21 protein-coding genes are annotated in these 26,721 nt (G+C 66.4%); 9 read left to right on the forward strand and 12 right to left on the reverse strand.

Annotation, left to right across the window (positions count from 1 at the left end):
* Window positions 1-32: 32 nt before the first annotated feature.
* Window positions 33-1,460 carry a DUF2252 domain-containing protein gene (locus ACFWPH_RS06175; protein WP_378748474.1) on the forward strand — a complete coding sequence of 476 codons (1,428 nt, stop codon included), beginning with the start codon at window positions 33-35 and terminating at the stop codon, window positions 1,458-1,460.
* A gap of 162 nt (window positions 1,461-1,622) precedes the next feature.
* Here the strand turns inward: ACFWPH_RS06175 and ACFWPH_RS06180 are convergent, their stop codons facing one another.
* Window positions 1,623-2,285 (reverse strand): O-methyltransferase, encoded by a 663-nt coding sequence (locus tag ACFWPH_RS06180; protein WP_378748477.1) that lies wholly within the window; start codon window positions 2,283-2,285, stop codon window positions 1,623-1,625.
* Between the two features lie 245 nt (window positions 2,286-2,530).
* On the reverse strand, window positions 2,531-3,220 hold the full coding sequence (locus tag ACFWPH_RS06185) for a TetR/AcrR family transcriptional regulator (protein WP_378748479.1): 690 nt from the start codon (window positions 3,218-3,220) through the stop codon (window positions 2,531-2,533).
* 88 nt (window positions 3,221-3,308) lie between these two features.
* On the opposite strand from ACFWPH_RS06185, the gene ACFWPH_RS06190 reads away from it, so the two are divergent.
* Window positions 3,309-4,268 carry an ABC transporter ATP-binding protein gene (locus ACFWPH_RS06190; RefSeq protein WP_378748481.1) on the forward strand — a complete coding sequence of 320 codons (960 nt, stop codon included), beginning with the start codon at window positions 3,309-3,311 and terminating at the stop codon, window positions 4,266-4,268.
* On the forward strand, window positions 4,265-5,086 hold the full coding sequence (locus tag ACFWPH_RS06195) for an ABC transporter permease (RefSeq protein ID WP_378748484.1): 822 nt from the start codon (window positions 4,265-4,267) through the stop codon (window positions 5,084-5,086). Before ACFWPH_RS06190 ends, ACFWPH_RS06195 begins: the two co-directional genes overlap by 4 nt.
* A 44-nt stretch (window positions 5,087-5,130) precedes the next feature.
* On the opposite strand, the gene ACFWPH_RS06200 is transcribed toward ACFWPH_RS06195, so the two are convergent.
* Window positions 5,131-6,054 (reverse strand): alpha/beta hydrolase, encoded by a 924-nt coding sequence (locus ACFWPH_RS06200; RefSeq protein WP_378748486.1) that lies wholly within the window; start codon window positions 6,052-6,054, stop codon window positions 5,131-5,133.
* A 140-nt stretch (window positions 6,055-6,194) separates the two neighbouring features.
* Here ACFWPH_RS06200 and ACFWPH_RS06205 point away from each other — a divergent pair, with 140 nt between their 5' ends.
* On the forward strand, window positions 6,195-7,127 hold the full coding sequence (locus tag ACFWPH_RS06205; protein WP_378748487.1) for an aminoglycoside phosphotransferase family protein: 933 nt from the start codon (window positions 6,195-6,197) through the stop codon (window positions 7,125-7,127).
* A 112-nt stretch (window positions 7,128-7,239) separates the two neighbouring features.
* Window positions 7,240-8,178 carry a helix-turn-helix domain-containing protein gene (locus ACFWPH_RS06210; protein ID WP_378748489.1) on the forward strand — a complete coding sequence of 313 codons (939 nt, stop codon included), beginning with the start codon at window positions 7,240-7,242 and terminating at the stop codon, window positions 8,176-8,178.
* 12 nt (window positions 8,179-8,190) lie between these two features.
* Here the strand turns inward: ACFWPH_RS06210 and ACFWPH_RS06215 are convergent, their stop codons facing one another.
* Together ACFWPH_RS06215 and ACFWPH_RS06220 are read right to left on the reverse strand one after the other, a co-directional pair.
* On the reverse strand, window positions 8,191-9,390 hold the full coding sequence (locus ACFWPH_RS06215) for a cytochrome P450 (protein ID WP_378748490.1): 1,200 nt from the start codon (window positions 9,388-9,390) through the stop codon (window positions 8,191-8,193).
* Window positions 9,391-9,913: 523 nt separating this feature from the next.
* Window positions 9,914-10,672 carry a GntR family transcriptional regulator gene (locus ACFWPH_RS06220; protein WP_378748491.1) on the reverse strand — a complete coding sequence of 253 codons (759 nt, stop codon included), beginning with the start codon at window positions 10,670-10,672 and terminating at the stop codon, window positions 9,914-9,916.
* Window positions 10,673-10,837: 165 nt separating this feature from the next.
* Here ACFWPH_RS06220 and ACFWPH_RS06225 point away from each other — a divergent pair, with 165 nt between their 5' ends.
* Window positions 10,838-11,995, forward strand: coding sequence for a TIGR03364 family FAD-dependent oxidoreductase (locus tag ACFWPH_RS06225; RefSeq protein WP_378748493.1), 1,158 nt, complete (start codon window positions 10,838-10,840; stop codon window positions 11,993-11,995).
* 19 nt (window positions 11,996-12,014) lie between these two features.
* Here the strand turns inward: ACFWPH_RS06225 and ACFWPH_RS06230 are convergent, their stop codons facing one another.
* From ACFWPH_RS06230 to ACFWPH_RS06255, 6 genes are all read right to left on the reverse strand, one after another.
* Window positions 12,015-12,197, reverse strand: coding sequence for a DUF4265 domain-containing protein (locus tag ACFWPH_RS06230; protein WP_378748494.1), 183 nt, complete (start codon window positions 12,195-12,197; stop codon window positions 12,015-12,017).
* A gap of 125 nt (window positions 12,198-12,322) precedes the next feature.
* Window positions 12,323-13,126 carry an alpha/beta fold hydrolase gene (locus ACFWPH_RS06235; RefSeq protein ID WP_378748495.1) on the reverse strand — a complete coding sequence of 268 codons (804 nt, stop codon included), beginning with the start codon at window positions 13,124-13,126 and terminating at the stop codon, window positions 12,323-12,325.
* Between the two features lie 200 nt (window positions 13,127-13,326).
* A complete protein-coding gene (locus ACFWPH_RS06240; protein ID WP_378748497.1) occupies window positions 13,327-13,968 on the reverse strand; it encodes a dihydrofolate reductase family protein in 642 nt (213 codons plus the stop codon).
* Window positions 13,969-14,038: 70 nt separating this feature from the next.
* Window positions 14,039-14,923 carry an alpha/beta hydrolase family protein gene (locus tag ACFWPH_RS06245; protein ID WP_378748498.1) on the reverse strand — a complete coding sequence of 295 codons (885 nt, stop codon included), beginning with the start codon at window positions 14,921-14,923 and terminating at the stop codon, window positions 14,039-14,041.
* Window positions 14,924-15,161: 238 nt separating this feature from the next.
* Window positions 15,162-15,545 (reverse strand): type II toxin-antitoxin system VapC family toxin, encoded by a 384-nt coding sequence (locus ACFWPH_RS06250; protein WP_378748499.1) that lies wholly within the window; start codon window positions 15,543-15,545, stop codon window positions 15,162-15,164.
* Window positions 15,529-15,777 carry a type II toxin-antitoxin system Phd/YefM family antitoxin gene (locus ACFWPH_RS06255; RefSeq protein ID WP_378748500.1) on the reverse strand — a complete coding sequence of 83 codons (249 nt, stop codon included), beginning with the start codon at window positions 15,775-15,777 and terminating at the stop codon, window positions 15,529-15,531. Before ACFWPH_RS06255 ends, ACFWPH_RS06250 begins: the two co-directional genes overlap by 17 nt.
* Before the next feature lie 210 nt (window positions 15,778-15,987).
* Here ACFWPH_RS06255 and ACFWPH_RS06260 point away from each other — a divergent pair, with 210 nt between their 5' ends.
* The 3 genes from ACFWPH_RS06260 to ACFWPH_RS06270 all read left to right on the forward strand — a co-directional run bounded on the left by ACFWPH_RS06260 (window position 15,988) and on the right by ACFWPH_RS06270 (window position 25,472).
* Complete coding sequence (locus ACFWPH_RS06260) at window positions 15,988-18,057, forward strand: AAA family ATPase (protein WP_378748501.1); 2,070 nt, start codon at window positions 15,988-15,990, stop codon at window positions 18,055-18,057.
* Window positions 18,050-19,291: an McrC family protein gene (locus ACFWPH_RS06265; RefSeq protein ID WP_378748502.1), complete on the forward strand. Its 1,242-nt coding sequence runs from the start codon at window positions 18,050-18,052 to the stop codon at window positions 19,289-19,291. The genes ACFWPH_RS06260 and ACFWPH_RS06265 overlap by 8 nt, the downstream gene beginning before the upstream one ends.
* Window positions 19,292-19,823: 532 nt before the next feature.
* Window positions 19,824-25,472, forward strand: coding sequence for a DUF4011 domain-containing protein (locus ACFWPH_RS06270; protein WP_378748503.1), 5,649 nt, complete (start codon window positions 19,824-19,826; stop codon window positions 25,470-25,472).
* 167 nt (window positions 25,473-25,639) lie between these two features.
* On the opposite strand, the gene ACFWPH_RS06275 is transcribed toward ACFWPH_RS06270, so the two are convergent.
* Complete coding sequence (locus ACFWPH_RS06275; RefSeq protein WP_378748505.1) at window positions 25,640-26,572, reverse strand: dihydrodipicolinate synthase family protein; 933 nt, start codon at window positions 26,570-26,572, stop codon at window positions 25,640-25,642.
* Window positions 26,573-26,721 lie beyond the last annotated feature (149 nt).

A 26,721-nucleotide genomic window follows, 5' to 3' on the forward strand; every position in this document is an offset into this window, starting at 1 on the left:
CGTGCAGGTCGCACGGCATCTACCGTGCGTCCATGGCCCGACCTCATGCAGGTGCCGAGCCCGCGATGAACCCGCGGTCGGACTGCGCACAACGGATCGAGTGCGGAGCCGGGCAGCGTGAGCGGATCCCTTTCGACGCGCTCGCCGATGTGGGTACCGAGGACGACCGCGACCCGCTCGCCCTCCTCGAATCCCAGGCCGCCACCCGCATCCCCGAACTGGTACCCGTGCGGTACGGCCGGATGGCGACCTCACCGTTCGCCTTCTTCCGTGGCGCCGCGCTGGTGATGGCCGACGATCTGGCCCGTATCCCGAGCACGGGTTTGTGCACGCAGCTCTGCGGGGACGCGCATCTGAGCAATTTCGGCCTGTTCGCGACACCGGAGCGCCGCCTCGTCTTCGATGTCAACGATTTCGACGAAACCTATCCGGGCCCTTTCGAATGGGATGTCCGGCGGCTGGTAGCGAGCCTGGCCATCGCCGGCCGCGGCAACGGTTTCAAAACCAAACAGCGCCATCGCATCACCCGGGCCTGCGCCGCCGAGTACCGCGAAACCATGAACTATCAGGCGGAACGCGGCGAGCTCGCCGTGTGGTACTCCCATCTCGAAGCGAAGTCGGAAATGGCGGAAATACGCGAGGTGCTCGATGCCTCGACGCGGAAGCGGGTCGAGAAGACGATCGACAAGGCGTGGGGTCGCGACAGTGCGCATGCCCTGTCGAAGCTCACGACCACCGGAGCCGACGGGCAGCCGCGGATCGTCAGTACACCGCCCCTGATCGTGCCGGTGGAGGAACTGTTCACCGGCGCCGACGCCGAGCAGGTGCATCGCACCATGATGCGGCGGCTGATCGACTACCGCGCCACCCTGCAACCCGACCGTCACTACCTGCTGGATCGGTTCGACTATGTGCACGCGGCCCGCAAGGTCGTGGGGGTGGGCAGTGTGGGAACCCGCTGCTGGATCGTCCTGTTACGCGGCCCCGGCGGTGATCCGCTGTTCCTGCAGGCCAAGCAGGCGCAGCCCTCGGTGCTCGCCGGGTACCTCGACGGTCCCGAGTACGAGAACCAGGCGGAACGGGTGGTGACGGGGCAGCGACTGATGCAGGCGACCAGCGATATCTTCCTCGGCTGGCATCGCGGGCCGGACTCCGACGGGGTGCCGCGGGATTTCTATATCCGCCAGCTCCGCGACGGAAAAGGTTCGGCGGAGATCGAGACGATGTCGCCCGAACTCATGGCGTTGTACGGGAGGTTGTGCGCGCGGGTCCTCGCCCAGGCGCATGCGCGCGGCGGGGACCGCTTCGCGATCGCGGGCTATCTGGGCTCGGGCGACGAATTCGACACGGCCATGGCTGCTTTCGCCGAAGATTATGCCGATCGCAGCGCCCGCGACCACGCGAGCCTGCTCGCGGCGATAGCCGACGGCCACATCACGGCCGCGCCGGTCACCCGGTAGTCGGAAACCTCGGTATCGGCTGAAACGTACCGTGTCCTTCGGCTCGCCGGATGCGCTGTCCGGCGGTTCCGGCGAAGATCCGGCGACCGCGACCCCGCCGAACCGCTCGGCCGGTAGTCTCCGAACCGAACCACCGGGCCCTGCCGTCCACCGCCGTCTCCGCTAGTTCACCACGGCGAAGGCGAAACCGTCCCAGCCCTTCGCCCCCACGGTCTGCACGACAGTGGCATCCAGCCGCGGTTCCGCCGCCAGCAGTTCGACCAGTTCGCGACTCGCGCGGACGGCGGGGTCGTCGGAGGCCTCGTCGGCGAGACGCCCGCCGCGGACCACATTGTCGACGACGACAACCGCACCGGGCCGGCTCAATCGCAGTGCCCACCGCACGTAGTTCGAGTTGTTCACCTTGTCGGCGTCGATGAATACCAGATCGAACGGTTCCGGTTGTTCCGCGGCCAGGACCGGCAGCGATTCCATTGCCGCGCCGATCCGGATATCGACCACGTCCCCGACCCCTGCCCGGTCCAGGTTCTCCCGCGCCACCTGCGCATGGCGTGGCTCGAATTCGAGCGTGACCACGCGCCCGTCCGCGCCGACCGCGCGGGCCAGCCACAGGGTGCTGAATCCGCCCAGCGTGCCGATTTCCAGTACCCGCCGGGCGCCGGTCGACCGGGCCAGTAGGTGAAGGAATTTTCCCTGGGCCTCGGAAACGTCGATCGAGGGCAGTCCCGCGGCCGCATTTGCCCGCAGCGTCGCGCTTCCCGCGTCGTCGCGTACGAGGTGGTCCACCACGTACCGGTCCACATCCGCCCACTCGGGTGTACTCATACCCGCAGTCTGCCACCGGGCGCCCCGCGATGCCGGACGCCGCGAACGGGAGTTACGCGCAGTCGGCCGATTTGTACTGTGCCTGTATTCGCGCGCGTCGGCCGGTCGATACCCCGGTTCCGGCGGAGGTGAGCCGGTACGTGTCCGAAGCGGCGGCCGGCTCCCAGCCGTTGACTGCCGGACTCAGCTGCGCCATCCGGCCCGGCCTCGCAACTTTGCCCAACAAGGGGTCGTAGTGATGGGAGTCAGCGCGGGCCCGCGATGCCGAACAGCAGCGCGTCGATCCCGGCCCGGAATACGGCATCGTTGTCGACACCGGGCTCGCCGGGGGCGTCGGGTTCGGTGAAGAGCGCGGCGAGGTGCGGGTACTCACCCTGGCCGAGCATGGCGGCGATATGTCCGGCGCCCTCACCCTGGGTGGGCAACGGTTGTCCGGTGGCCTCTTGACCGGCGAAAACGGTGACCCACCCGGAGAGCATCGCGATACCGGTCATGGTTTCGGCCGGCCGCAGCCCCACGGGCGCCAGCACCGCGACCATATGGTCCAGGTAGCGCAGACCGTGCGGCCCGAGGCTGCGCGGGTTCGTTTCGATCAGCCAGCCGTGCCGGCGGTGCATGGCCCGCGCTTGTTCCGCGATATCCAGCACATCGGCCCGCAGATCCCCGGTGGGGGGCGCTAATTCGTATTCGCCGGCGACGCGGTCGTACATCAGGTCGACGAGATCGTCCTTGCCCGACACATAGCGGTACAGGGAGGCGGCGCCGGTGCCCAGTTCCTCGGCGACCCGCCGCATCGATAGCGACCGCATACCTTCCCCGTCGGCCAGCCGGACGCAGGCCGCCGCGATGTCGTCGAGGCTCAGGCCGGGCCGCGGTCCGGGTTTGGTGTCGCCGGCCCGTAGCCACAGCGCGTTGGTCGGTTCAGCGGAGGGCATCCGGTAAGCATGCCTCGAGCCAGTTGCGAACACCGTTCGCATTCAGCTACCGTCATCTGCGAACAGCGTTCCCAATCAAGGAGTGGACATGACGGCGATCGAGGCCTGCGGGCTGACGAAGAGGTACGGCGAACAGACCGTGGTCGACGCCGTCGACCTGTGCGTGGAACCCGGCCGGGTGCATGCGCTGCTGGGCCCCAACGGCTCCGGGAAGACGACGACGGTGCGCATGCTGGCCACCCTGCTACGACCCGACGCGGGGTCCGCCCGGATCGCCGGGTACGACATCGCGCGCGAAACCACCGAGGTGAAGAAGCGGATCGGATTGGTCGGTCAGTTCCACGCGGTCGATCCCCGGCTGACCGGGCTGGAAAACCTCACGATGTTCGGCCGGATGAACGGAATCCCGGCCCGACGAGCCCGCACGCATGCCGGTGAACTGCTCGAGCGGTTCGATCTCGGCGCTGCCGCCGACCGTCTCGCCCGGGACTACTCGGGCGGGATGCGCCGCCGGCTGGATATCGTCGCGGCGATGGTGGTGCGCCCGGCCGTTCTCTTCCTGGACGAGCCGACCACCGCGCTCGACCCGCGCAGCCGCAACCAGATCTACGGTTACGTCAAGGAGTTCGTGAACGAGGGCACCACCGTCCTGCTCACCACCCAATACCTGGACGAGGCCGATCGGCTCGCGGATCACGTCACCATCCTCGACAGCGGCCGGGTGATCGCCACGGGGACCCCGCACGAGCTCACGGCAAGTATCGGCGGTGGACTGGACCTGATCGCCGACCCACGCCGCCGTAGCGAAATCGACACCGTGCTGACGGATTTCGGGGGTATCGCCGCTCCACCCGGCGATGCGGCGGACGAATCGGAAACACCGGAGCCCCTGTCGTATTCGTTCCCCGGAGCCGAGATACCGCTGCTGCCGATCCTGCGTGCCCTCGAGGAAGCGGGGATCGACGTGCACGATATCGGCCGCCGCCGCGCCACCCTCGACGACGCTTTTCTGGCCCTCACCGGCCCCACCGAAAGGACGCAGCGATGATCACCCGCGCCCCACACCCGCCTACCGCGCTCGCTGCCACCGCGACCACATTCGGCCGAGTGCTCACCACCTACCGGCATTCGCCCGGGTTGCTCGCGATCACCCTGGCCGCACCGGCGGGCATGATGCTGCTGTTCGGTTTCGTCTTCGGCGGCGCACTCGCCGGCACCGCCGATGCCGCGGCCTACCGTTCCTATCTCACCCCGGGCGTTCTCGTCCTGGTCGCGGCCATGGGGCTCACCGCCACCGCCTCGACCGCCAACGCCGACCTCAACAGTGGTCTCACCGACCGCTTCCGGGCGCTACCGCTACCGGCCCTCTCGGTCCCCGCCGGACTCGCGCTCGCGGAAACCCTGACCGGCGGGATCGCGTTGATCGTCATGTCCGGAATCGGCCTGGCCACCGGCTGGCGTATCGACGCCGCACCGGCCGAAATCCTCGCCGCCGTAGCGCTTCTACTGCTGTTCCGGTTCGCGCTCAGCTGGGCCGGCATCTGCCTGGGCGCGGTGATCAGGGACGAACAGATGCTCCAGCAGACCGCACCACTGATCTTCGGCGCGATCATGTTCTCCAATGTCTTCGTACCGACCGAGACCATGCCCGGACCGCTGCGCGCGTTCGCGGAGTGGAATCCCGTCAGCGCCGTCGTCGCCGCGCTGCGAGAACTGTTCGGCGCACCCGGCTCGGTCGCGGCGGACGCTGCCTGGCCGCTGCGCGAACCGGTGGCGGCGTCCGCAATCTGGCTGACGGTGGCGCTGGCCGTGACAGTCCCGGTGGTCCTGCGGCAGTACGGGTCCGCCCGGGCACGTCGAATCTGATCACAGCCGGGACGACAACGCGGGGCGGTTCGGCGCGGGATGGGTTACGACGACGGCATCCGCTCGTCGTCGCCGAGTGCCGCCGACAGTGCGGTGAACCGCGCCGCCAGGTAGGACCGCCCGACACCGGTCCCGGCCTCGACCAGGTCGAAACCGTGGTACGCGCCGTCGACCTCGTACAACTCGCAGGGCACCCCAGCGGCGCGCAACCGCTCGGCGTAGGCCACGTCTTCGGTGTGGAAGAGATCGTTGGTTCCGACGCCGATCCAGGCCGGTGGCAGGCCCGCGAGGTCGTCGCAACGTCCCGGGGCGGCCAGCGGCGGCACCACACCACCCGCGGCGGAGCCCAGGTAGGAAGACCATCCGAACCGGTTGCTTCCCGGGCTCCACACCCGCATCCGGCTCGCGTCGAGCGGGGAGCCTTCGCAGGTCCGGTCGTCCAGCATCGGATAGGACAGCAGCTGGAGCACCGGCCGCACCTCCCCGCGGTCCCGGGCCAGCAGTGCCAGCGCAGCGGCGAGCCCACCGCCCGCGCTTTCGCCGACGATCGCGATACGGTCCGCGTCGACGTCGGGTTGCGCGGCCAGCCAGCGCAGAGCGGCGTAACAGTCGTCGAGCGGTGCCGGAAAGGGATGCTCCGGTGCCAGCCGGTATTCCACCGACGCCGCCACGATCCCGAGGCGGCGGGCCGCCGCGCGGCAGAACCGGTCCCCCATCGCGGCATTGCCGATCACATAGCCGCCGCCGTGGATGAACAACAGGGCCGGCCTGGGTTGCGCGGCGGTGCCGGGCCGGAACACCCGGACCGTCACCGTCTCATCGACCCGTTCGATCGTCCCGCCCGCCGGCCGGGCCCGGCCCGCACGATCGGTGAGACGCCGGATGGTCCCGATCGTGCGCGGATGCACGATCGAACGGGGCAGCAGCCGAGCCAGGCGCAGGTCGGGATGAAAGAGGGGCGAAGGCATCGACGAGCCGTCCTCTCGCTGTCGAGCCGGGGTCGGGAGCCCCGGCCATGGCAGTTTACGGGAGTCGCGGCACCGCTCGGGGCGGTTCCGGACCCGTAAATCCGGTTGTCGAAACAGCCGCCGGGGCGCAAGCTGAATCGATGACGCTCGGCCTCCCGCCCGATGTGGTGGACACTATTCGCACCATCTTCGAGGAACGAGGCGACCGCTGGCTCGCGGCACTGCCCGCCGTGGTGGACCGGCAGTGCCGGGTATGGGACCTCGAGGTGATCGGGCGGCCGTTCGCCGGCGGTACGCATTCCTTCGTGGCGCCGGTGCGGCGCGGCGACGGTTCGGTGGCGGTGCTCAAGATCGCGGTACCGGATGAGGAGAACGCCGGTGAGGCCACCGGAATGTACTGCTACCGCGGTGACGGCGCCGCACGCCTCTACGATTTCGACCCGGACAGCGGCGCCCTGCTGCTCGAATGGGCACGTCCCGGAACACCGCTGGTCACGCAGCCGCGAATTCCCTTGGAGGGTAAAGCGGAGAACGCGGGCAAGATCCAGACCGCCTGCGCCCTGTACCGCCGGCTGCGCCGCCCGCCCACCGATATTCCGGCCGGATATCCCGCGCTGCCACTGGTCGCCGATATCGTTTCTCATTGGGAGCGGGAGCTTTTCACGCCCGGAATGACCCGCTTTCTCCCGGATGCGGTAACGGCTCGCGCCCGCGACATCCGCGCATGGCTGACCGTCCCGGACGGGCCGCTGCTGATCGTCAACCGGGATACCCACCTCGGCAATATCGTTGCCGCCGAACGGGAGCCGTGGCTGCTGATCGATCCGAAGGCCTTCCTGGGCGAGGCGGCTTTCGATGCGGGATTCCTCATCCTGAAGCAGGTCGAAACAGAACCCGGTCCCGCCCTCGCGCGCCGGGTACTCGCGGCAACTGCCGACGGTCTCGACGTGGATCGCGAACGGGCCCGCGCCTGGGCGTATCTCCGCGCCGTGGAAGAGATCGCTTGGTCGCTCGAGGACGAACGCCCGGACGATGCCGCCCGGTACCTCGAGGTCGTCACGGCACTCTCCTGAACCGGCAGCGGGCACGGCGAGCCGGGAGCCATCGCGGCCAGTAGGGTGATTGCGCTGATCGTATCGGCGGGTAATGGACGGCGGCCGATCCTGATCGATGGGAGGGCCATTCATGCGCTGGAGCAGCGTGACCGCGTGCGGTCCCGAATCGTTCGCCGGTCTGGCCGACGGTTTCGTCCCGATGGCACACGAATTCGGTGACGAACCCGAATGGCGGGCCGGGCTCACCACCCAGGAATCGGCGACCTATACGTTGCTGCGCTGGGATCAGCGCGGCCGGCGCCACTGCCACCGGAGCGCCTGCCATATCCGCAGCGAACCCGGCGACGATTTCTACTGGGTGGTGATCCCCGACCGTGGCCCGTTCGGGATCCGGTTCCGTGACGACATCACCCATGTCACCCCGGGCCGCGCGACCGTGACCGGACTCGAACTACCCTGCCACCTAGACATTCCCGATTCCGCTGCCTACGCATTACAGGTTCCGCGCACCGAGTTCGACCATCGCCTGCGCCCCCGCGCCCATATGAATCTCGTCCTCGATCTGACTCGCGGACTGGGCCGGGTCGCCGACGCCATGATCCGCAGCACCCACGCCGAGCAGTCCCGGCTGTCGGCGCGCGAATTCACCGCGGTCTGCGATCGGATCACCGAACTGCTGTGCATGCTGGCGGCCGGGGATACCGAACCGCAGCGCGCCCACCGTGCGGCGATCGCCGAGAGCATCCGGGGTTACCTGCGCGCGAATATCGGTCGCGGTGATGTGCGTCTACCGGCTGTCGCGCACGCGCTCGGCTGGTCGGAACGCCAGGTGCGGGAAGTGCTGCACGAATCCGGCACCACCTTCCGCGATCTGCGCCGGGAGGAAGCGCTGCGGATCGCCCGGGAGACCCTGGAAGATCCGCGCGCCACCGTGTCCATCGCCGACCTCGCTACCCGATGCGGTTTCACGCCCGCCTGGTTCTCCGCCGCGTTCAAGGAACGCTTCGGTCAGCCGCCGCGGGAGTTCCGGCAGCGCCGCCGCGCCGAAATCGCCGCGCAGCGGGCGTGAACCGACCCCGACTTACGCCGCGGGCCCCAGCCGCACCGGCAGTGCGACCGGGCCGACGGTGCTGATCTGCACCGTGTACTCGATATCCTTCGTGTCCACCGCCAAGGTGAGTTCGGGGTACCGGGTGAACAGCGTGGCCAGCGCGATCCGGCTCTCCAGGCGGGCCAGCGGCGCGCCCAGGCAGAAATGCGGACCGCGACCGAAGGCGAGCTGATCCTTGTGCTCGTGGTCGATATCGAATACGTCGGCGGCGGAGTAGCGCAGCGGGTCGCGGCCGACGCCGCCGTGCCACAGCGTCGGGGTGCCCGCCGCGATCGGCACCCCGGCGACGGTCACGTCGGTGCGCGGATACCGCATGAGCGCACCGACTACCGAGGACCGGTAGCGCAGCGCCTCCTCCACCACATCGGCCCAGCGGTTCTCCGCCTGCGCGCGGGCGAGCTGCTCCGGGAACTCCCGCAGGGCCACGACCGTGTTACCGAGCAGATGCACCGTGGTCTCGTGCCCGGCGACGATCACCAGCCACAGCATGCTGATGAGCTCTTCGTCGGTGAGCTCGTTCTCCTCGTTGGCGGCGAGCAGCGCCGAGGTGAGGTCGTCGCCTGGTTCGGCACGTTTACGCTGCAGCAGCTCGGCGAAATACCCGCCCATCGCCGCCATGGCCGCCTGCGCTTCCGCACCGCTGCTGGTGGCCGAAACGATGGTCAGGGTCCAGTTCTTCAGCTGCGGTTGCTCATCGGCCGGCACCCCGAACAGTTCGCAGATCACCCGGACCGGCAGCGGGGTGGTGTAGTTCGCGATCAGGTCGACCTCGTCGCCGGCCGGGAAACCGTCGACCAGTTCGTCGGCGATCCGCTGGATCCGCGGTTCCAGGGCCGCGATCCGCGCCGGAGTGAACGCCTTGTTGATCGTCTGCCGCAGCCGGCGGTGCTCGGTGCCGTCCTGGTTGAGCATATGTTCGGCGTCGGTGAGCGCCCGCAGCGGCCAGTCGGCGGGAATGGTGCCGTCGCGCAGCGCCGGGCAGTGCGCGGGGTGTTTACCGAACACCTTGTCGTCGAGCACTTCACTCACCGCGCGATGGCTCACCGCGATCCACGCGGGCACGCCGCCGGGCAGTTCGATCGGCACGATCTCCCCCGCGCGCAGGATGCGCTCATGGGTGTCGAGGATGGACTCACCGGGTGTCGGGAGCTGGATGAGTTGCTCGGACATGTTGCCTCCCTGGGCGTTTCGGTCTACCGGGGGCAAGTGTGCGTCGACGGCCCGGACCCGGCAAACGCTGCCGGACTTTCTGCCGCCTACCGATATTCCCGCGCACCGAACCGTAAGAACCACGGCGGATCACGACCGAGCCGATACCTCGGACAGCTACCCGCAGCCCCGTCCGGCATCTGCTCCGAACCATCTCCGCCTATCCGCGTGCGGAGTTGGCCCGGACGGCCGGTCCCGGTCCCCGGGGCGCCGGATCGCTGCCTCGTCTGCTCGGGCGCAACGCGGCAGGCGCAGCTGGTGCCGGTGTCTCCCGAGTTCCGAACACCCGGCCCCGGCCCCGGCCCCGGCCCGAAGGCTCGGCACGGACCGTGCGCCCGAACCACTTCGGCCTACATCTGCCTGGCCGCGCGGTGGATACGGCTGTCACCGTGATTCTCCCGGTCCGGAACGTCGCGGAGTTGCGGAGGGCGTCTGCGCGGCACTCGGCAGGTCGGCACACACGTGACAACCGCGAAGATTCGACTCATTCCGCCTGTTTGAGAACCCGCAGATCGGGGGCGATACCCGAAGCTCCGGGACGGGCGTTGTCGATGGTGAAGGTGACCTTGTCCGGGCGGTAGCGATCGTCGCCGTATTCGACCGGTTCCCCGGCCGTCGTCGAGGTGCGGCGCCGTTCCCGCAGTAGTGGGGCTCCCGGGGCGATATCCAGCAGCGTCGCATCGTGGGGGTCGGCGGCCAGCGCGTCGATGGTGTGCCGGGCCGAATGCAGGTCGACGCCCTGCCGCGCGAGGTGGGCGTAGATCGACGAGGCGTCGGGGTCGAAATCGAACAGCAACCGGCCCACGGGTTCCACGAAGGTGGCGCGTTCCAGCATGACCGGTTCGCCGTCGAGCGAACGGACCCGCAGGACTTCGACTACCGGCGTTCCTTCGCCGATCCCGAGCTCGGCCGCCGCTACCGCACCCGCCCCGCGGCGCGCGACCTCCACCGTGCGCTGTCCTGGTGTTCTGCCTATCCGCTCAGCCCAGGCGGTGAACGAGAGCAGGCTTTCGAACGGCTGCCCGAGCGCGGTATCCCGCACCACGGGCGGGCGGCCCTGGCCACCGGTGATCAGCCCTTCGTGCCGGAGGGTCGCCAGGGCGGTGCGCACGGTGCCCCGGGACGCGCCGAACTCTGCGCACAACCGCGCCTCCGACGGCAGCGAGGCGCCGGGCGGCAACGCACCGCGGTGGATCCGCTCCCGGAGTTCGGCGGATACCCGGGCGTGCAACGGTATGGCCACGTCGTCCTCTCGGAAGGCGGATGAACTTGACCACACAAGCATACGATCACCGGCGCAGATCTTGCGCATTTACCGCACTGGCCTGGTGAAACTTCCGGTGAACTTATATAGACAAGTTGCCCGCAAGGCTTGAGTCGGGACAGCCGGCTTGCGAACATTCCTGGCATGACAGCTGCTCCACCACCCGTACCCCCCGCCCTGCCGACTCAGTCGGTCGACCTCGCCGTCGTCGGCGGCGGCATCGTCGGCCTCGCGCACGCCGTCGATGCGGTCGAGCGCGGGCTGCGGGTCGCGGTCGTCGAACGTGACGCCCGCGCGGTGGGCGCGTCGATCCGCAACTTCGGCCACCTCTGCGCCACCCCACAGACCGGCACCGTCCTCGACTACGCCATGGCGGCCCGCGAGAAATGGCTGCGGCTGTCGGAGAAGGCGGGTTTCGATATCGTCCGTGCGGGCACGCTGGTCGTCGCCCGCAGCGCCGCCGAGATGGGTGTCCTCGAGGAATTCGCTGCCGAACGCGGCCGCGAACAGGTATGCCTGCTCGACCGTGCCGGCGTCGAGAAATCCTTCCCCGCGGCCCACACCGGCAGCGATATCGTCGGCGGCGCGCACCTACCGCTGGACCTGCGGGTCGACCCCCGGGCAGCGATCCCGGCGCTCGCGAAGTGGCTCGCAGCCTGTGGTGTCGATTTCTACTGGAACACCCACGCCGGCGCCCTCTCGCCCGGCATCGTCCACACCGCCCGCGGCGACCTCTCCGCGACAGCGATCGTGCACGCTTCGGGCCACGACGTCGACCGCCTGTTCCCCTCCCTCGCCGAAGAATACGAAGTCCGCCGCTGCAAACTGCACATGCTGGAAGTCGACCCACCCGCCGACGTCCGCATCGACCCCGCCGTCCTCACCGGCTACTCGATGCTCCGCTACGGCGGCCTCGCCGCCACTGCTTCGTCCACCGAGGTCCGCCGCGAAATCACCGCTCGCGCGCCGGAAACCCTGGATGCGGTGATGAACCTGATGTTCACCCAGCGTCCCGACGGCGCCATCGTCCTCGGCGACACCCACCACTACAGCCGCACCCACCTCCCCTTCGACGAGGAGTCGGTCACCGACCTGCTACTCCGCGAAGGTGCCCGCCTGTTCGGCGTCGACCGGCTCACCGTCCGCCGCCGCTGGCGGGGAATCTACGCCGACTCCCCCAAAACCGATTTCCTCGTCGCCACCCCCGCCCCCGGCGTCCGGGTCGTCTCGGTGACCTCCGGTATCGGCATGACCACCGCCCTCGGCCTCGCCCCCACGGTCCTCGACGATCTGCTGGGGTGATCCCGCTCGCCGAGTGAGGTCAGGCGTTCCACCATTCGTCCGCGCCACAGGCGACCTCGTAGCGCCACCATCCGTTGTCCTGCCCGTGCTCGAGAGCAGCCTTGATCCCGGCGAAATCCGCACCCACCGGCACCGTCAACGCGACCATCGGGAACTCGTCGCTGCCCCCGCCCAGGTCGAAGGCAGCAAACCGTTGATGCACGGCACGGGGTCACGGCCCAGCGGGCCCGAGGGAATCGGCACGACGCGGATGGTGCAGTTACCGGACGAACGGACCCGTCCGAATGGTGCCCCTCCTGCCCGAGTCGCGCGACGACGTACGGTCCGCTATTCGGCGGCGGTCGTGATTGTGGCCGCGACCTCATCGGGGCGGGACACCAGCGAAGCATGCGAAGCATCGAGTTCGCCGGTGTGCGCGCCCATCCGGTCCGCCATGAACCGCTGGGACGACGGCGGAATCACCCGGTCCTGAGCCGACACCAGATACCAGGTCGGCACCTGCGCCCACGACGGCCGTCCGGAGGGTTCCAGGTTCGCGGCAACAGCAATCGACTGCTGGTGGGCGATCATCTGGGCAGCGGTCGCGTCGTCGACATCCTGGGCGAACACCTCATGGAAACGATCCGGAGCGATATAACCGTCGAGGTTGCGGCCCATCGGACCTTGCGGGTCGTCGACGAGTTCCACCTGCAACGTCGGCGGAAGCAGCTGACTGCCCGGGAACCGGATCGGGTCCAGTGCCAACTGAGCGATCTCACCCTGTACCGGCGCGAACGCCGCCACATAAACCATCGACACGACATCAGGGTCGTGCACATTGCTGATTACGAAGCCTCCGTAGGAATGGCCGGCCAGCACCACCGGTCCCTCGACGGTGTCGAGGACCGACTGGATGGCAGCAGCATCGTGCGCCGGCCCGCGCAGCGGGTTGTCCGGGGTCAGCACCCGGTACCCCTGCCCGCGCAGACGCTCGGCGACACCGTCCCAGCCGGTGGGATCGGCGAAGGCGCCGTGCACCAGCACCACGGTCGGCATCGGCTGGGCAGCCGCGGGAATCGCGCCCCCCAACGCCGCGGTCAAGGCAACGATCACAGCGAACAACGCAACACGCACAGTGCGGAATGTGGTCATGGTTTCCCTGTCCGGTCTCGATCGATTTCGCACGAATTCGAGCAGCTGGGCGCCGAGATCTCCGGCGCCGCACAGGTGATACGGCCACTGATTCTAAACCCCGGCCCGACACAGGTACCGGGAAATCCGCCGACCGGCCGCCTTACGGTCGAGGAGCAATCGGCGTTATCCGGCCTACCCGTGGAACGGCAGTCGAGGGCTCACCCGACCTCGGACACCTCACGACCCCCCTCGACCAGATACCGCCCCGCCCGGAGCCCGGCAGGCCGCAGCACCTGATACACCGCCCCCGACCCCGTCACCGCACTGTCGACCAGCGTGAACCCCGACGCCGGCGAATGCGCGTCGAACAGCCGCTTCCCCGGCCCGACCACCACCGGGAACACCATCAGCCGATACTCGTCGATCAACCCCGCCTCGTGCAGTGTCCGCACCAATTGCCAGCTCCCGTGCACCTGCAGCTCCCCACCCGGCCGTTCCTTCAACGCCTGCACCCGCCCGACCACGTCCCCAGCGATCGCAGTCGAGTTCTGCCACTCCGGCTCGGCCAGGGTGGTCGAAACGATATGTTTCGGCAACCCGTTCAACTTGGCCGCCACGATATCGCCGGGATCGGTCACCTGCGACCAGTACTCGTACATCATCTCGTAGGTGCTGCGCCCGAGCAGAAACTCCTCCACCTGCTCGAACCACCCACCGACGATCCGCCCGAAATCCTCGTCCCCGGTGAACGGCACCTGCCACCCACCACGCTCGAACCCACCGCTGGTGTCCTCATCGGGTGCCCCCGGCCCCTGCATCACCCCATCCAAGGTGAGGAATTCGTGCACCGTGAGTTTCATTTCACTGCGTCCTTTCGTGTCGACCGGTCGATGGTTATGACCGGCCCGCGCAGCGAAAATCATCTGTCGCTTACCGGTGCGCGTGCGCCCCTGTCACGTGCTCGAGAATGATCGCGCGGGCGGTAGCCCAGGCAGCCGAATCGATATCTCCGAAATCCGCATGCCCAGCCCCCTCCAGCATCGCCAACCGCGCCGGATCACCAGCCCCCTGCGCGGCCCGCACATAAGACCGGGACTGCACCGGATCCACCACCGTATCGGCCGTCCCGTGCACGGCGACCACCGGAATTCCCACCGGCAGATGCTTGATCGGCGACCCCACCGCATACCGGGCGGGCTGTTCCGAAGGCGCCCCACCGAGCAACCCGCCGACGAATTCGTCATGCCCCTTACGCACCGCCAGTGCAAGGTCGAATACCCCGGCCATGATGGTCGCACTCCGCGGACGAACCTGCGGCTGCGCGCCGGGCGCCCCGGGCCCGAGGGTATGCCGCCCCACGATCCACGCCGCCAAATGCCCACCGGCCGAATGCCCCGCCAGATGCACCCGCCCGAGGTCCAGCCGCCCACCTGCCGCCTGCTGTACGACGGTCGCCACGGATTCGGTGGCATCATCGGCATCGGCCAGGGTCGCCGGCCAGCCACCTTCCCCGGCCACCCGCCGATACTCGATATTCCACACCGCGACCCCGGACTCGGCCAGCGACGCCGCCAACGGTTCGAAGTATCCGAGATCATGATCCTCGAGCCACCCACCCCCGTGCACCATCACCACCACCGGATGCGGCCCGTCTCCCTCCGGCAGATGCAGGATCCCGTAATTGTCGGGGTGATCCCCATAGGAGACCTTTATCGTGTCTGCCGCAGCGTGTACCAGGGACTGCTCTGCACTTTCCCGCCCGCACGCCATCCCGGATACCGCTACCGACACGACGACGGCAACACCTGCCGCCACCCTCGACAGTCCACGCAAGCTTCGCCTCCTGCGGTTCGCCGTTACCCATCGCAACGGGCCTGCTCAGCACACGATCGACAGGGCGACACCCTACGCGCCGTCCCTACGTTCCAGCCGAAACCAAGCAACATGTGTCCGTAGCCGCGCCACCGACCCACTGACCACGGACGGACCACCAGGACGGCTTCCCGCCCGACGAATGGCCAGAGGACCAGAAGATTGACGCTCCGCCACTGGCTCATTCGGTGGAGTCGATGATGAACTCCCGCCCGAGCCCCAACAGCACCCGATCCGCGGTGAGCAGCCGCAAATTCTCGCACCAAGCCTGAGCAGTGATCAGCCGATCGAACGGGTCGTGCCGGGTCAACTCCGGGAAAGCCCGCAACTGCTCGGCATGCTGTCCGGTCACGTCCAGAATGCTCAGCCCCTGATCACCGATGATCTCGGTGAAGTTCGCCGGGATCTTCAACTTGCCCAGCATGCATTTGATCGTCAACTCCCAGACTGTCGCCGCCGACACATAGACTTCCGGCGCCGATGTGATCATGCGCCGGGCGCCGGGTCCGGGACGGGGATTGTCGTCGAGTAGCCACAGTGTGGTCTGACTATCCAGCAGCAGCATCCGAGTCTTCCCCGTAGAACATCTGCTGGATATCAGGATCTACCTCGAAGGCGCTGTCGTCGTACTCGATCTGTCCCCGCAAGCCGCCGAAAGTTACCGGGGCCGCACGGTGTGGAACGAGGTCGGCGACCGGCTGGCCGGCCTTCGAAATCACAATGCGTTCACCACGCGACACCCGCTCCAGCAACCTGGATAGGTGCGTCTTGGCCTCATGGATGTTCACGGCGGTCATACAACAAGGATAGCTAGTTGACTTAGTCTAGTCTAGTTCAAAATAGTTCGTTCAACCCCACGGGTCAGATGCCTGACGTCGTCATCGAGCAAACAGGCATAGCAACGAGCTCATCGGAGTGACGCCGCTTTGATCCGCCGCTATTCTGATCCGGCTCCCTCGCAACGGTTCACCGGCGCGCGACCCCAGCGATAACCGATGAGGAACACCATGGATATTCAGGCCGCGGTCGCCGAGTTCGACCGATCCGCGTACTCGGAGAGACTGGCTACCGGAGAGGGCCAGCGTCAGCAGATCGTCGAACATTTTCCGCTGGACGAATGGCCTTCGATGCCGCTCGAGCGCTATGCGTTGGGCGTCGGGCAGGGCAGCGAAATGACCTACTGCCGGCTGCTCGAGTTCGTCGCCACCGAGTTCGGCAGCATCAGCGGCGGCAGCGCCGGCAAACATATGCTCTACCGGCACAAGTCCGGCGAGTGGCGACTCGCGCCTCCCCTCATGGGACTCGGTGTGGACGAAGCGTGGCAGCGGTTGCGCGGTGAGTTCGTCACCGCATTCAAAGCCGTGGAGCGGCAGGCTTTCGCCGAACTCGATGACCTCGAGATCCTCACCTCCGGCCAGGCTCTCGCGACCAAATCGTTGACCGCCTACTACCCACAGCACTTCCTGCCGATCTACTCGTCGACACACCTGCGCAAGTTCATCGCGCTGCTGGGTGGCACGCCCGAGCGGAACGCCCCCGCCTGGCGATCCAATCGGCAACTCCGTGAGCTGGTTCGAAAAGAGCCCGCACTGGAAGGGATGTCTTCCTCGGAGGTGATGCGGTTCCTGTACGCGAGCTTCGATCCGCGGGAGCAGAAGCGCGTGGTGTGGAAGATTGCCCCTGGACCAGGGGCGCGGCTCTGGGAGGAGTGCCGGACACACAAGTACATCCGAGTCGGCTGGGACGAGGTCGGCGATCTCACTCAGTACACCAGTGACACCGAGCTCAAGCATGCTCTCGATACCGAGCTACCGGACCGCCCCGGTGGAAATCTGACCAAAGCCCGGAACCTGGTGGCGTTCCGCGATCTCGAGCCGGGGGACCGGATTGTCGCCAACCAGGGCAAATCCCATGTGCTGGCGGTCGGCACGGTTTCCGGCGGCTACTACTTCGACGAGGACCTGACCGAGTATCGCCATGTGGTGCCGGTCGATTGGGACACCTCCCTGGCCCAGGATCTGGCGGAGCCGCAGAACGGCTGGGTGCCGACTTTCGCGAAGGTCCCGGAGCAGTTGTTCGCGCAGCTCGCCCGCCCCCGCACGGTTTCCGGCGCCACGTCGGAGTTCGATCCCGCCGTCGAGATACCGGCGGCGATAACCCGCGTACAGGATGCGCTCGCCCGGAAGGGGCAAGTGATCCTGTACGGCCCGCCCGGCACCGGAAAGACCCGGTTGGCGTTGCAGACAGCGTTGGCCGCTACCGGAAAATCCGCGACCCTCGGCAACCGCGCAGAGTCGCAGGCGATCTCACACATGCTGGGTTCCGACAAGGTACAGCTGGTGACGTTCCACCCTTCCTACGGTTACGAGGATTTCGTCGAAGGCTACAAACCGGTCGACACCCCGAACGGGCACGGGTTACGACTCCAGCTCACCGACGGCCTGTTCCACAATCTCTGCACCGCCGCGGCCGATTCGGACGACACCTTCCTGCTCATCATCGACGAAATCAACCGTGGCGACCTTCCGCGAATCTTCGGTGAACTCGTCACCCTGCTCGAAACCGACAAACGCGGCATCACACTGCGGTTGCCGATCAGCAAACGCACTTTTACTGTCCCGCCGAATGTCCGCATTATCGGGACGATGAACACTGCCGACCGCAGCGTCAGCCATCTCGACGCCGCGATCCGCCGACGTTTCGCCTTCGTCGAAATCGGTCCCGACCCCGACGCGGTGTCGGGGTCCGTGGGCCCACTCGACCTCGCCTCCTTCCTCACCTTCCTCAACACCCGCATCGCCGATCACCTCGACCCGGATCACCAGATCGGCCACGCGTACCTGCTCTCGAACAGCGAACCCTTGGCCACGGACGAAGAGTTGGCCGCGGCCTTCTACCACGACATCGTTCCGCTCCTGGAGGATTACTGCGTCGGCAGAGTAGAGCTGCTCCGCGAGCTCTTGGGCGACCTGATCGACCAGGACACCGGCCGGCCCGCGCAGATCGCCGTCGCCGACCTCGCGGCCGCACTGGCAGCCGAATTCACCGCCGGCCTCGACCGAGATATGGATGCCTGACCGTGTCGAGATCCGCCTGGCCGAATACGAATCGGTATCGCTGGATCTCGATCACCTCAGCCAAGCCGATCTGACACGCCTGCACGCACTCCAGGACCGGCGCCGCTGCACGCTCACTCCCCACCGCACCGGGTGGACGCTGACCGCCCGGGCGACGGTCGGGATCCTGGCCTTGGACAGAATCCGCTTGGTCATCGCCCCGAAGCTGGCCTTCACCGGCGATTCGCTGCTGCAGTGGTTCTGTTATGCCACTGCCGCACCGGCCCCGCACCCGGCCACGCTCCGCAACTGGCAGGTCGACCGGCACGGCGTCCCCGATATCGTCGCGGCGGCATTGCTGCACGAATGCCGAGCCCTGCTACGCGACGGCCTGCGCCGCGACTATATCCGTCACGACACAGTCGAACCCGTACTCCGCGGCCGCCTGGACACAGTGGCCCAGGCAACAAAGCAATACGGCCTGCTCGACCGCCTGCACAACCGAACCTTCGACCGGGATATCACCATCTGGGAGAACCAACTCTGCGGTCTCGCCCTCCGCGCTGCCCGCACTATGGTTGCCGACCCGCACCTGGCTCGCGATCTCGCCCGGACCGCTACCGAATTCCCCGCGGCAGCTTCCCGCGCCGGCATCCTGCGTGCCCTCGACCGCATCACCTACACCCGTCTCAACCGCCACTACCGTCCCGCCCACATCTGGGCGGGCCTAATCCTGCGTGGCGGCGGCGTCACCGATCTCCTCGTCGATACCGGAGCGTCCGCGGAAAATCTGCTGCTGGATATGCCTGCCCTGTGGGAGTCGGTGGTGCGCCGGTTGGTGCACGATGCCGCCCCACCCGGTACCGAAATCATCGCCTCCAGCGGCCCGACCGCCATTACAGTCCGCGGCGACCTCTCATCCCGGCCACCGTTCCGCCCGGATGTGCTCGTCCGGTGTGCAACCGGGACCGGCCCGCCGACTCTCTTCCCGATCGACGCCAAATACAAGACCTATGCCAACCGAACGATAAGCGCCGCCGACGTCCACCAGCTATTGACCTACATCTCCGGATACGCACCGCACCCAGCTCCGCTTGCCGCCATCATCTACCCGCACCCGAACGACTCCCCGCACCGAAAACTCCAGATCAGCGGCAACGGCCGCCACCTGGGCACCATCCGTATACACGGCGTCGACACCGCCGCAACCCCAGAACAGGCCGCTGCCGCCCTGGGCGGGGCACTGTTCACGTAACGCGGTTACATCTCGTCGGGTGTCATCGAAGCGGCAGGGCGGGGCAGCCAGTAACGTCTGCTGATTTCCACCGATGTCAGAGCAGAGCTCGAGTACGAGTCCGCGCGCGGCGGGGGTACAACGAGCAACCTGCAAGAGGGTGGAGGCAGACGTGACGCAGGTGCCGCTATGGGAGGACACCACGGCAGTAGAGCATGGGCTCACTGTGGAGGTGCTGACCCAACCCGCGATCAACCTCGCACTCGTGCACAATGGCGTGCCCCTGATCGCCGGGCTGCGCGTCACGAACACATCGGACTCATCCCAAGTCGACGTCACAGTGACGGTCCAGCTTCATGGCAATGGCACAGAACTTGCCCAGCCTTGGACTCGAACTCACGACGGCTCCCTTGGAGCCGCGGGGGAGGTGTTCTGGGACGATTTTTCCGACTTCGCCCCACCGACGCCATACCTGAGCGGTCTGAATGAATCCCACCCCGCAACTTTGAGTGTCACGGTCTCTCGCCTGTGGAATCCGGACGTTCACCTCACAGTGCCGATCAAGGTCCTCGCGCACAACGAGTGGTTCAATGCTCCCATTTTTTTCGATTCGCTGGCAGCGTTCGTGCAGCCGAACACCAATGCGGTCCTTTCTGTACTGAGCGATGCGGCCGAGCTCCTTCGAACGCAGACAGGTAACTCATCGATCAGCGGATACCAAGAAGGGCCCGAGCGTGCCGCGCTCATCGCTGCTGCCATCTATGAAGTTCTACGTACACGACAGATCCGATATATCAATCCGCCGGCCTCGTTCGAGGACACCGGCCAGAAGATTCGCACAACCGCCCAGGTGCTGGAGCAGGGGTTCGGCACCTGTATCGACCTTTCCGTGACCTATGCGGCGTGTTTGGAAGCCGCTGGCCTTCGACCACTGGTGTGGTTGGTCGAGGGTCACGCGTTCGGTGGTTTTCTCCGCAACGAGGTGAATCTGGCCCATCCTTCCCTGACCGAGCAGAATGGCCTCGTCAACCTCATCGAATCCGGCATTGCCGTGCCCGTCGAAGCGGTGTTCTACGATCAGTCGCCGCACAGCGATTTCAAGGGCGCGATCGCGAGCGCCAAGCGGTATTTCAGCAGTCCGGAGACCCTCGCGGGCGTCGTCGGTATCGCTGCGGCACGGAAGAGCGGTGTTCGTCCGATTCCGAGCACCGACGATATCACCCCTGTTTTTCAGTCCGAGCATGCGAACCTCCGCAACATCGTTCTCGATCTGCCGGAAGAACTGCAGAATCAACGCAGCAACGACGATGTACTGGAAGTGGCAGATGACGCTCCGGCTCGGGTTCGAAAATGGAAGTGTGCGCTACTCGACCTGAGCACCCGCAATCGGCTGCTCAACCTTAAGCCGTCACGTCAGGTAATCGACCTCAATGTGCCGAGGGGAGGGCTGTCGGTCCTCGACGACCTCATCCATGCCGGCACTTCGATATCGGTGACCCCACACGACGATCTCTCCTCCATCCACCAGCTCCGGGGAGCACGCCGCGCGGCCGAAATAGACCCGGAGGAGCTCAGGAACCTCCTGTCGAATGACCACAGGTTGTATGCCGCCGTCTCTCATGACACGTACACACGCCGATTCAAGGATCTTTCCCGCACCGCGCGGACACTGCTCGAAGAAACCGGCAGTTCCAACCTCTACCTGACATTGGGCGTACTCGTTCACCACACCTCGACCGGCGCCGAGGCGAGGGCTCCCCTGTTCCTGTTGCCGGTGCGGCTCACCGGCGGTACCGGCCGCGCGCCGTTCCAGATCACGGTGGACACCACCGAGGTAGCGACACCGAACCACTGTCTCGTCGAGTGGCTGCGGCTGAAACACAATGTTTCGATCGAGGCACTCGAAACACCGAAGCTCGACGACAGCGGGCTCGATATCGTCCATACCTTCCGGGAGATTCGCGGAGCACTCGTCGAAAACAATATCGATCTGCGGATCGACGAGGTCGCGACGCTGGCGATCTGCCAGTTCGGCACGTTCGGAATGTGGCGGGACCTCAACGACAGCTGGGAAACCCTGGAACTAAGCCCTATCGTCCGGCATCTGACGCACAACCCGGGGGAATCGTTCCGCGACCCGCACAGCGACGCCGATTCCGGGCTCGATCACATCGAAGTCGATGAAGGAGCCGTTGCCGTGCCCATTCCGGCCGACGGCTCACAATTGCGGGCAATCGCTCTTGCCGCGGAAGGCCGCACCTTCGTCCTCGAAGGCCCGCCCGGCACCGGCAAATCCCAGACGATCACGAACCTGATCGCGCACGCACTACACCTCGGCAAGACCGTTCTCTTCGTTGCGGAGAAGCAGGCAGCGCTCGACGTCGTGAAGAAACGGCTCGACACCATCGGCCTGCAGAATTTCACTCTGGACCTGCACGGAAAAGGACAGCGACCGAACGCTATCCGTGGGCAACTCAAAGCTGCGATCGACTGTTCCATCTACTACAACGACCGCGCGTGGGATGTTCGTCTCGCGGAATACCGCAAACGGCTGATTCCTCTGGCTGACTATCCGGCCACAATCCATGAACGCAACGGCGCCGAGCGCAGTCTATGGAGCGCATACGAGGAGATTTTGGAGAGCGGCCACGGATCGACCGCCCCCATCCCGACCTCGTATATAGCCCGTCCCTCGGAAAGCTGGACCGAGATCAGAGACTCACTCGATCAGTTCTCCAGAGCTGCCCGCTCACTGGATATCCGTCCCGGGATTCCGTGGTCGATTGCCGGATCGATCCGCGACGAGGTCGGCGCCGACCAGATCTCGACGGCGCTACGCCGATTCGACCAGGCCCTCCACGCTGCACGTTCGAGTGAACGGGTATGGAGTCTACTGGCGCATCTCGACGACCCACTGCGCCTCAGCACCTTGGTGCCGGCAGCCGCTCGGCAACTGGGCCGGCCTGTTCCCGATGCGATGACCCAGGCATGGATGCGTGGCCCCGAGTTCGCGGCACGCCGAGAGGCGCTGTTCGTCGAAATTGCGCGATTGCATCAGGATTGTGCTCCGCTGCTCGGGAGATTCGTGCCCGCGTTCATCGAATCCGGTGACATACCCGCGTTCGTCACGGAAGCCGAGGAGTGCGGGAAGGGTCTGCTCAACAGAAAGAAGAAAGCAGACCGGTTCCAACGAAACATTTCCCCGTTCGCCCGGCCCGGCGCAGATCTCGACCCGGCCGCCGCCCTTCCGCTGCTGCGCGCGATCCCTGGTGTACGTGGCCTGATCTCTCGGGTGCAGGCGCTCACCCGCAACCTTCTCGGCCCGTTCGCGCCGCCCCACTGGAACCCGCTGCACCGCGATGCCGCCGACCACCTGAAGCCCACTTTTGGCTATATAGCGGCAACGCTCCGGTTCGCCGACGAACACCCCGCCGAGTGGCGGATGCTCGAATCGTTCGGTACTCCGCTGGAGAACGAGGTACGCCTGCTCGCGGAACTGGGTGAGGGGTGGGAGTCGATTCGCACGATCTTGGGGACCTCTGTCGACGATATGGAGCGGTGGTGCGCCGGGGACCACTGGCTCGCCGCATGGGAACGCACTCGCTCCGCGCTCTTCGAGGATGCGGAAAATTTCCGAGCGCAGCGCATTCTCGGCTGGTCCCGCATGTCGGGCTTCTTGGCTCCGCTGCGGCGCGCCGGGCTCGACGAGTTCGTCGAGATGCTCCTCGCCGGTCGGCTCCACGCCGCCGACGCGACAGGAGCGTTCATACGAGGCACTGCCGCTACTTCGCTCGCCGAACGCCGTCGCTCGACAGGTTCGACACATTTCGATCCGCATCTACGTGACGGTGAGATCGAGGATTTCGTGCGCGCGGCCGATGCTCTCCGAAACGAGCAGGTCTCCGCACTACCTGCCGCTCTTCTCGCTCGACGTCCATTCCGCGCCGGTTCACTTACCGGTGCTGTCGGAGAACTACGGCGATCGCTCGACCGGAAACGTGGTGGTGCCAGCATTCGGCAGCTGATGAACAAGTACGCCGAGCACATTCTGGCTGCCACCCCCTGTGTTTTCGTCAGCCCCGCATCGCTCGCGCAGTTCATTCCGCCCGGCTCGGCAACCTTCGATATCGTCGTATTCGACGAAGCCTCCCAGGTCACTGTGGCGCAGGCGATCGGCGCCCTCGGGCGTGGCCGGTCGGCGGTCATCGTCGGTGATTCACAGCAGATGCCCCCGACCTCGTTCGGCCAGGTCACCGCAGCAAACGACGACGAGGCCGATGAGGACGGCGAACTGGCACCGGAAGACCTCGACAGTATCCTCACCGAATCAGTGGAATCCGGGGTCCCACGGTTGTGGCTTTCCTGGCACTACCGCAGCCAGGACGAGACGCTCATCAATTTCTCGAATCAGAAATACTACGAGGGTCGGCTGGCCAGCCTGCCTTCACCGGGCGGTGATCTGACGGCCGGTGTCGAATGGCGCCGTGTCGACGGCCACTTCAACCGCGAAAACCGAGTCGATCTCCGCACGAATCGGGTCGAAGCCGAGGCCGTGGTCGAAGAGATCCGGACTCGGCTCACTACACCGCACCTGGCCGGGCAGAGCATCGGCGTCGTGACATTCAACGCGCCGCAGCGCGACCTCGTCCAGGACCTGCTCGAGGAATGCTCCGACCCGCTGGTCCGCGAGCAGCTTCGTACCGATGCCGAAGAGGGCATTTTCGTCAAGAACCTGGAGAACGTGCAGGGTGATGAGCGGGACGTCATCCTGTTCACCACAGCGTTCTCCGCCAAGCCCGGGGAATCTCAGCTACCGCTCAACTTCGGTCCGCTCAGCCGGGCAGGCGGGGAGAAGCGCTTCAACGTCGCGGTTACCAGGGCACGCCGCAAGGTAGTCGTCTTCACCTCGTTCGACCCATCCGATATCGATCTGGCGCGGACCACATCAGCGGGTATGGCGCATTTGCGCGGGTACTTGGAGATGGCGTCGCACGGATCGAGCATCGGAGAACGCTCACGAGCCGGTGTCGTGGTGAATCCGATACAGCGGGATCTGTGCGCGGCACTTCAGGAGCGCGGGTACGAAACAAAAGTCAACTACGGCCTTTCCGAGTTCGTCCTGGATATCGTCGTCCGCGAGCCGGATTGCCGACATTGGCAGGTCGCGGTTGTGCTGGACGGCCCGCAGTGGGCGAGTCGGTCCACCGTCGCCGACCGGGACCTGACACCACGTTTGCTCGAATCGATGATGCACTGGGGTTCGTCGCTGCGGGTATGGCTTCCCGACTGGATCGACAACCGGGCCACCGTCCTCGACCGGATCGACCTGGCCGTCGAAGCGGCCCGCGCGCGCCGACGCGAATTCGAGGAGCAACTCGCGGCCGCGGCCGAGGCGCGCGCCGCGCAGATTGACGAAATCGAGCAGGGCATCCCTGACGAGAAGGCGTTCGAAGAGATCGTCACCGATTTCGAGGTCGATCGGGAGGATCAGGAACCGGAATTCAAAGCACCGGAAATGCCGAAGCTCCCGACTGGCACCGAACAGTTGGCGGGTGCAGTGATATCGAGTGCAGTCCCCTCGGACTCGATCGACATAGACGCACTTCCTATGGTCAAGGCCGAGCCTGCAGAACGTGACTGGCACGGGCGCGGCATTGCTTATTCGTGCGCTCCGGCAACGGAACTGGGAAGCCGGTCGGATCTCGACCGGACACAGTCACCGACAGTGCGACGGATCATCACCGCCGCGGTGCGGGAAACAGTCGAAATCGAAGGGCCGATTGCACTGGACAGACTGGCCCGCGACGTGGGCAGGCGATTCGGCTTCGATCGAGTCGCCGCCGCGCGCAAGGATTTCGTTGCCGAGTGTGTTCCTGCCGAGCTGCTCCGCCGTGGCCCCATGGGCGTGTTCGTGTGGCCACACCAGGTCAATCCCGAAACATGGAAGGGGTACCGCACAACTCCAGAAGGGCTGGTGCGACCGCTGAACGATATCGCCCCGGAGGAGATCGTGAACGCGATGCACGCGGCCTGTACCGGTCGTGAGCTCGATCCTGAATCCCTGATGCGCGAAACCATGGCCCTCTTCAATCAGCGACGGCTCGCCGGTCCGAGTAGAGATCGCCTGGAAGCGTGCATGGACCTGGGGCTGGAAGGCACGCGGCTCATCCGGATCGGCCCGAAGATTCGAGCCGGGTCCTGACGCAGAGGTCCGAGCCGCGGCCTCCGCGCGACTCAAGGCCTTCATCGCGGACCATCACCCCGAGGAATCGTCGAGCCGCCCGCACGCTGATCGATAACGTTCGGGCGCTCCGCACACGGTCACTGTAGGCCCCGAACATCTGAGGCAGCCGCTGATGCCGATTCGTATCAAGGCCTGTTCTTGTGAATTCGAGGCAGAACCTTTTCCCTCAGGTAAGTGCGGATGTCCCGGGCCTGCTCAGCATCTGCCGCCACAAGAGGTGGACGAACGGTCCCCGGAAAGCTCGGGAGTCGCTCGGCAAGAGCCGCTTTCACGAACGCTATATCCGTGAGCCCGGAACGCCGCCGCAGCTCACGACAGTCGTCGAATACCGACTGCCACCGGAGCGCCGCGGCGTTGTCGCCGCCACGGAGTGCTTCCGCGATCCGGACCGGCAGTTCGGGCACCGGGTTGCCGCCCCCTGACACGATCCCCTGCGCGCCGAGTTCGCCGATATGGGCTGCGGCGCCGTCGGAGCCCACGAACACGGAGAGCCCGGGAACGGCATAGGCGCGGGTGGTCCCGCGGTCGGTCCCCGAGTCCTTCACTCCGGCGAGCATCGGATATTTCGCGGCGAGGCCACCGAGGAGTTCCGGCGTGATGACGGCCTGGGTGTGGCGCGGGAAGTTGTACACGAGCAGCGGCACCTTCGCCCGGCCGAGCAGGGCGCCGAAGTATTCACGAACCCCGGCTTCGGGTGGGTCGGCGAAGTAGTAGGGAGCAATGGCCGCGACAGCGTCCGCATGATTCTGCGCATGGTCCAGCAGCTCGATAGCATCCCCGACAGCAGTGGTGCCGATATGCGTGATCACCTGGCCCGGCCAGCGTGCACGGGTGAGTTCGAGGACAGTCTTGCGCTCGGCGACAGTGAGCGCCGGAAATTCTCCCGTGGTGCCGTTGACCAAGACCGCCTTCACCCCGGACTCGTTCAGGAAGGCCAGATAGTCGCCGAGCGCGCCCGTATCCACCCGGTGATTACGGGTGAAGGGCGTAACGGTGGCGAGAACCGGATTCAGCCCGACAACTCCGGCCCACCGTGGACCATCCACTCCATCGGCCATCAACGACCTCCTCCACATCGACCTGCGGCCGGCCGGCTCGTGCCGGACTAGGCCGTGATTGCGACAGATCAGCTCGTCCCTTCGCGGACATCCTCCCCTGTTCGGCGAACGCCTTGAAATCCTGCATGTGCTGCTGCGACTGCTTGTGG

The sequence above is a fragment of the Nocardia sp. NPDC058499 genome, from assembly GCF_042719915.1.
Taxonomy (GTDB): Bacteria; Actinomycetota; Actinomycetes; order Mycobacteriales; family Mycobacteriaceae; genus Nocardia.

What these genes read in the sequence shown, in the direction of transcription:
- ACFWPH_RS06235 (WP_378748495.1), bottom strand. Translation starts at nt 13,126, where the DNA reads ATGACCACATTCCGCACTGTGCGTGTTGCGTTGTTCGCTGTGATCGTT.
- ACFWPH_RS06180 (WP_378748477.1), bottom strand. Translation starts at nt 2,285, where the DNA reads ATGAGTACACCCGAGTGGGCGGATGTGGACCGGTACGTGGTGGACCAC.
- ACFWPH_RS06255 (WP_378748500.1), bottom strand. Translation starts at nt 15,777, where the DNA reads ATGACCGCCGTGAACATCCATGAGGCCAAGACGCACCTATCCAGGTTG.
- ACFWPH_RS06210 (WP_378748489.1), top strand. Translation starts at nt 7,240, where the DNA reads ATGCGCTGGAGCAGCGTGACCGCGTGCGGTCCCGAATCGTTCGCCGGT.
- ACFWPH_RS06275 (WP_378748505.1), bottom strand. Translation starts at nt 26,572, where the DNA reads ATGGCCGATGGAGTGGATGGTCCACGGTGGGCCGGAGTTGTCGGGCTG.
- ACFWPH_RS06200 (WP_378748486.1), bottom strand. Translation starts at nt 6,054, where the DNA reads ATGCCTTCGCCCCTCTTTCATCCCGACCTGCGCCTGGCTCGGCTGCTG.
- ACFWPH_RS06205 (WP_378748487.1), top strand. Translation starts at nt 6,195, where the DNA reads ATGACGCTCGGCCTCCCGCCCGATGTGGTGGACACTATTCGCACCATC.
- ACFWPH_RS06190 (WP_378748481.1), top strand. Translation starts at nt 3,309, where the DNA reads ATGACGGCGATCGAGGCCTGCGGGCTGACGAAGAGGTACGGCGAACAG.
- ACFWPH_RS06195 (WP_378748484.1), top strand. Translation starts at nt 4,265, where the DNA reads ATGATCACCCGCGCCCCACACCCGCCTACCGCGCTCGCTGCCACCGCG.
- ACFWPH_RS06175 (WP_378748474.1), top strand. Translation starts at nt 33, where the DNA reads ATGGCCCGACCTCATGCAGGTGCCGAGCCCGCGATGAACCCGCGGTCG.
- ACFWPH_RS06265 (WP_378748502.1), top strand. Translation starts at nt 18,050, where the DNA reads ATGCCTGACCGTGTCGAGATCCGCCTGGCCGAATACGAATCGGTATCG.
- ACFWPH_RS06215 (WP_378748490.1), bottom strand. Translation starts at nt 9,390, where the DNA reads ATGTCCGAGCAACTCATCCAGCTCCCGACACCCGGTGAGTCCATCCTC.
- ACFWPH_RS06225 (WP_378748493.1), top strand. Translation starts at nt 10,838, where the DNA reads ATGACAGCTGCTCCACCACCCGTACCCCCCGCCCTGCCGACTCAGTCG.
- ACFWPH_RS06260 (WP_378748501.1), top strand. Translation starts at nt 15,988, where the DNA reads ATGGATATTCAGGCCGCGGTCGCCGAGTTCGACCGATCCGCGTACTCG.
- ACFWPH_RS06250 (WP_378748499.1), bottom strand. Translation starts at nt 15,545, where the DNA reads ATGCTGCTGCTGGATAGTCAGACCACACTGTGGCTACTCGACGACAAT.
- ACFWPH_RS06240 (WP_378748497.1), bottom strand. Translation starts at nt 13,968, where the DNA reads ATGAAACTCACGGTGCACGAATTCCTCACCTTGGATGGGGTGATGCAG.
- ACFWPH_RS06185 (WP_378748479.1), bottom strand. Translation starts at nt 3,220, where the DNA reads ATGCCCTCCGCTGAACCGACCAACGCGCTGTGGCTACGGGCCGGCGAC.